Source organism: Arthrobacter sp. GCM10027362 (assembly GCF_042679445.1).
Taxonomy (GTDB): Bacteria; Actinomycetota; Actinomycetes; order Actinomycetales; family Micrococcaceae; genus Crystallibacter.
Genome location: NZ_JBHTML010000247.1, coordinates 1 through 4,751 on the forward strand (window position 1 = coordinate 1; position 4,751 = coordinate 4,751).

The following is a 4,751-nucleotide window of genomic DNA, read 5'->3' on the forward strand; positions in this document are numbered from 1 at the left end:
CAGCGCCTCCTCGGCCACCACCCGCGCGTACTCCAGGTTCGCCGCGGTGCCGGACCGCACGGCGGATTCGATCGCCGCGGTGGTCCACCAGTCCAGGGCCGGGCCCAGCCCCTCGGCCAGGTCCATGGCGGCGGTGAAATGCTCCAGCGCGGCGCCGTGGCGGCCGCCACCATGCCGTGCAGCTGCAGCGCCATCGCCTGCACCAGCGGCAGGCGCCGTGCCCCCAGCGGCACCCGGGCCAGCAGTCCGTCCAGGGGTTCCAGGTCGTCGCGGGCGATGAGGATGCCCGCCATCACCACGCAGGCGGTCTCCAGGTAGGTCCGCCAGCCTTGGTCCGCGGCCCGCAGGCAGGACTCCAGGTCCACCTGGGCCAGGCGCAGCCGGCCCCGGCGAAACTGCAGGGCGCCCCGGCAGTAGGCCAGCGTGGCATGGGCCATCACCGCCGAATCCGCCCGGGCCTGGACGATGGCCGCATCGAGCAGCGCCAGGGCGACGGCGTCCTCCTCGGCCCCGTTGAGCGCCCCGGTGGCGTAGTTGATGATGTTCGAAGCCGCCCCGTTTTCCGCCAGCAGCTTTCCGCCGGCCACCGCCCGCACCGCCAGCTCCCCGCTGCGCCGGGCGTCCTCGCCGGCCAGCGTCAGCCGCAGGGCCTCCTGGACCAGCAGCAGCCGGTCGCTGGGCCCGTCCTCGGCCGGGTCCTGCCCCAGCACCTGCCCCAGCACCGCCGCGTATTCCTTCGCGAACTGCATCTGCTGGAATCCCGCGCCGGCGGCCAGGGCCACCACCTGCCGGCGCAGTTCGCCATCGCCGCCGGGCTCATTGTCCAGCTCCTTCAGCGCCTGGGCATAACACTCGGTGGACGGTTCCACCCGGCCATTGTTGTAGAGGGTCTCGGCGAACTCGAGCAGCAGCCGGGCCCGGGCCCCGGACCCCCGGGTCATCGCCAGCGCCTGCCGGGCCAGCTCCTCGGCGCGTTGGTGCCGCCCGGCCATCTCATGGGCGTGGGCCGCCTCCACCAGCAGCTGCCGGTGCAGCTCCGGCGGCAGCCCGTCCTCCTCCAGGCCCCTCTCGCCCAGCTGGACCGCCATCTGGTAGGCGCCCAGCACCTGCCGCTCGAGCTCCGGCAGCCGGTCCAGCCGCTCCCGGAGTACGGCGTCCTCGCTGATGGTCGGTGCCAGGCTCCGGCCGGCCTGTTCGCGTTCGAGCAGTTCGCGGATGAAGAACGGCACGCCCCCGCTGGCGGCCTGCAGGCGCGCCGCATTGGCCGCAAGGGTGTCCTGCCGCCGGGCCACCAGCCAGCTCTCGATCGCCTCGCGCGACAGCGGCTGGAGCCGCCAGTGCAGTTCGGCGCCCGAGGACAGGTCCCGGGGCGGCAGGATCCGCCGGGCATCCCCCGCCGGCGCCTCCCCGGGCCGCCGGTCGGGCTGCCCGTCCGCATTGGTGCGCAGCCCGCGCAGCAGCAAAACCGGCACGTCGAGCAGCAGGCTGCCGACGTCCAGCAGGACGGCCAGGGACAGCTCGTCCAGCCACTGGGCATCGTCCACCACTGCCGCCACCGGCTGCTGCTGGCTCAGCGAGCGCAGCACCCAGGAGGCCGAATAGCTCAGGGCGTCCTGGCTGGCCTCCAGCTCCGTGGCGGTCAGGAACCGGTGCAGCAGGGCGCCCTGGCCGTCGAACGGCGGCGCCCCGGCGGCATGGCGCTGGGCCAGCGGCGCAAACCACTGCCACAGCATGGCACCGGGCAGCTGCCGGGATTCGTCCCCGGCCGCGCGCAGCAGCTTCCAGCCCCGGTCCCGCGCCTCCCGGCAGAGCTGTTCGATCAGGGCCGTCTTACCGATGCCCGAGGGCCCGCTGATGGTCAGGCCGGCGTTCCGGCCCGCGGCCACGGAGTCGGCGAGCAGGCGCCACTGCGCCATCTCCTGGTCCCGTCCGAAGAGCCGATGCTGTCCCACGGTTCCGATCCTAGGACGGCACCCCCTCCCTCTCCCATCGACTTGCCGGATAACGGCGTTCCCAGGCCTGAAAAGGGCGTTATGTGACTAGCCGATGCAGCGGGATGGAGGGGTTACTCTGCGACGCAGCGGTTGCGCAGTTCGCCGATGCCTTCGATCCGGGTGACCAGTTCGGCGCCGACGGGGATCCATTCGCGCGGCTTCCGGGCCAGCCCGACGCCGGCCGGGGTGCCGGTGGCGATGATGTCGCCCGGCTCCAGCGTCATGAATTCGCTCACGTAGGAGACCAGCTTCGCGCAGGAGAAGATCAGGTCCGCGGTGGTCCCGGACTGCTTCAGCACGCCGTCGAGTTCGCACTCCACGGCCAGGCCGGCCTCCGGATCCAGCTCGTCGGCGGTCACGATCACCGGCCCCCACGGGGTCGTCCGGTCCCAGTTCTTGCCCTGGAACCACTCGGAGGTGCGGCCCTGCCAGTCCCGGACGGAGACATCGTTGAGCACCGTGTAGCCCAGGATCGCCTCGCGGGCGCCCGCCTCGTCCGCATGCCGCACGGTGCTGCCGATGACGAGGGCCAGCTCGGCCTCCCAGTCGATCCTGGTGCTCGCCGCGGGCATGACCACATCGTCCGTCGGGCCGACCAGGGCGTTGGCGTACTTGGTGAAGATGGTCGGGTACTTGGGCACATCCTGGCCCACCTCCGCCGCGTGGGCGTAGTAGTTCAGGCCCGCGCAGAGGATCTTGCACGGCCGCAGGATCGGCGCCTGCAGCGCCGCGGGGTCCGGTTCCGGCCCCTGCTCGCCGGCCAGGCTGCGCCAGTCCTCCCGGGTGAGCAGCTCGCCGACGTCCCGCACCGGCAGGTAGGTGGTGACGCCGTCCTCCTGCCGGAATGCCTGCGTGTTCCCGTTCCGCCGCACCGTACCCAGACGCATCCAAACCTCCTGCAGGCGGCGCACCGCCGCCGTCGTTGCCGTTGTCCGGCGGAAAGCCCGCCGTCTGGCAGAATACCGGCTCCGCCGGCACGTGCTGGCGCCCGGGCGCACGGCAGGGTGCGGCAGGGGCGCCAGCCGGCAACAGCGCAGGGTCAGTCGCCGAAGGTAACCGTCAGGTCGTCGCCGGCCACGGCGACCGTGCCGCTGAAGGACAGGTACGAGGAGTCCTCCTTGGCCTCCCATTCGGCCGGTTCGTCCTCGTCCCAGGCTTCGTTTTCCTCATAGCTCACCGTGGCCCGGCCATCCCTGGCCGAGACGGTCAGCTGTCCGCCCCAATCTTCGCCGACCTCGTAGGCAGGCTCGGTCTCCAGGCTCCAGGAAATATTGCGCACATCCTCGTCATCACCCCACACGTAGGTGCTGTTGGGGCAGCCGGCCGGCTCGAATTCCGCAGCTTCCAGGCACTTGGCCAGGTACGCTTTCGCCTGGGCAACGGCCTCCCCGGTCACCGCGTCCGTGAATTTCGGCGCGAAGACGGCACTGGGCGGCGCCTGGCCGTGCTCGGCCGTTACCTGCAGCACCTGGTCCTCGCCAAAAGTGGTGTACCTGGTCCCCTCCGGAGCGGCAACCACGTAGCTGCCCGGCAGCGCCGGCAGGGACTCGTAGCTGCCCGAGCCCGCCGGCAGCCGCACCGCCACCCCGTTCACCGTCACGCTGTCCAGCCCTGCCGGCAGGTCGAGCAGCACCGGCCAGCCCGGACCGGAGCCCACGCGCCACTGGTTGAACACCAGCGCCGTCCTGCCATCCGCCTCGAGGCCGAAGGTCAGCCCGGTGGTCCTGGCATCCTGGGTCACCTCGGCCGTGACCACGGCGGTATCGGCCTCAACCGTGACGTCCTTGATGCGGTAGCCGGTAATCCGGTTTTCGGCCGCCCCGAAGATCTCGTTGTCCAGCAGCACCCGCTGGGCGCTCGTCACGTTGGGATCGAGGATCTGCGCTGCGGTGACGGCGTCCCCGTCCTGCAGGGCCTGCAGATACCCTTCCACCTGATGCTGCGGGCCGAAAACGGTGGCAGCGAGCACGCTGTAGGCGATCATCCCGCCGGCGCCCAGGACGACGGCGCCGCCGGCGGTGATGGCGGCGGCCTTGAGCCGTTTCCTCGCTGCCGGGCCCAGGGGCTTCGGCTGGGGCAGCGCGGCCGGGGAGGGTGCAGCCGCCGGGGCCGGCGGCAGGCCGGCAACGGGCGGGACCGCGGTGCCGCCGGCAAGGAATTTCCGCGCCCGGGCGGGAAGGTACGGAACCAGCAGCGGTGCCAGGAACCGCGCCGCTGCCTCGATGGCCACACCCCACAAGCCGAGGACCAGGAAGGTCCAGGGCGCCGGTCCCACCGTTCCCGAGAAGGAACCGAAGAACCCGCCGTCTGCGGCCGCGACGATGCTGCCCAGGAGGGTGAGCAGAAGGCCCCCGGCCGTGAACACCGCAGGCAGCGCCGCCCAGGAATTCCATTTCGCCAGCGTTTCGGGCCGGTTGTCGCGCCGCAGCAGCCACATGAGCGAGGCGGCAAGGGTCATTGCGGCGGCGAGCAGGACCATGGCCGCCGCCACCCACCACGGAAGGGAAAAGACGTACTTCAGGCCCTCGGATCCGGGCAGCAGGATGCCGGAGAAGTGCCCCAGCCCATAACCCCAGGCCGCGGCCGTGGGCAGCCACAGCGGGGCCGAGAACGCCGCGGCCGCGCCGCCCTGGATGCAGGCCCAGGCCAACAGGCCCAGGCCAACCGGGGCGCTGTAGGCCAGGTAGTGCCAGCCAAAAACCTTGACGGACTGCACGCAGCCCGGCAGCGCCCGCTCCAGCGCGGCCGGCAGCGCCC

2 protein-coding genes and 1 pseudogene are annotated in these 4,751 nt (G+C 72.0%); all 3 read right to left on the reverse strand.

Features of this window, described 5'->3' with window-relative positions; translation table 11 throughout:
• On the reverse strand, window positions 1-1,952 hold a 1,952-nt coding region (locus ACFQ36_RS20835), incomplete at its 3' end, for an AAA family ATPase (RefSeq protein ID WP_377017153.1).
• A 113-nt stretch (window positions 1,953-2,065) separates the two neighbouring features.
• Window positions 2,066-2,881: a fumarylacetoacetate hydrolase family protein gene (locus ACFQ36_RS20840; RefSeq protein ID WP_377017155.1), complete on the reverse strand. Its 816-nt coding sequence runs from the start codon at window positions 2,879-2,881 to the stop codon at window positions 2,066-2,068.
• Window positions 2,882-3,033: 152 nt separating this feature from the next.
• Window positions 3,034-4,751 (reverse strand): annotated as a pseudogene (locus ACFQ36_RS20845) (hypothetical protein); the annotation flags it as partial.

Excerpts from the sequence above, each read along its gene's own strand:
- ACFQ36_RS20840 (WP_377017155.1), bottom strand. The coding sequence starts at position 2,881 with ATGCGTCTGGGTACGGTGCGGCGGAACGGGAACACGCAGGCATTCCGG.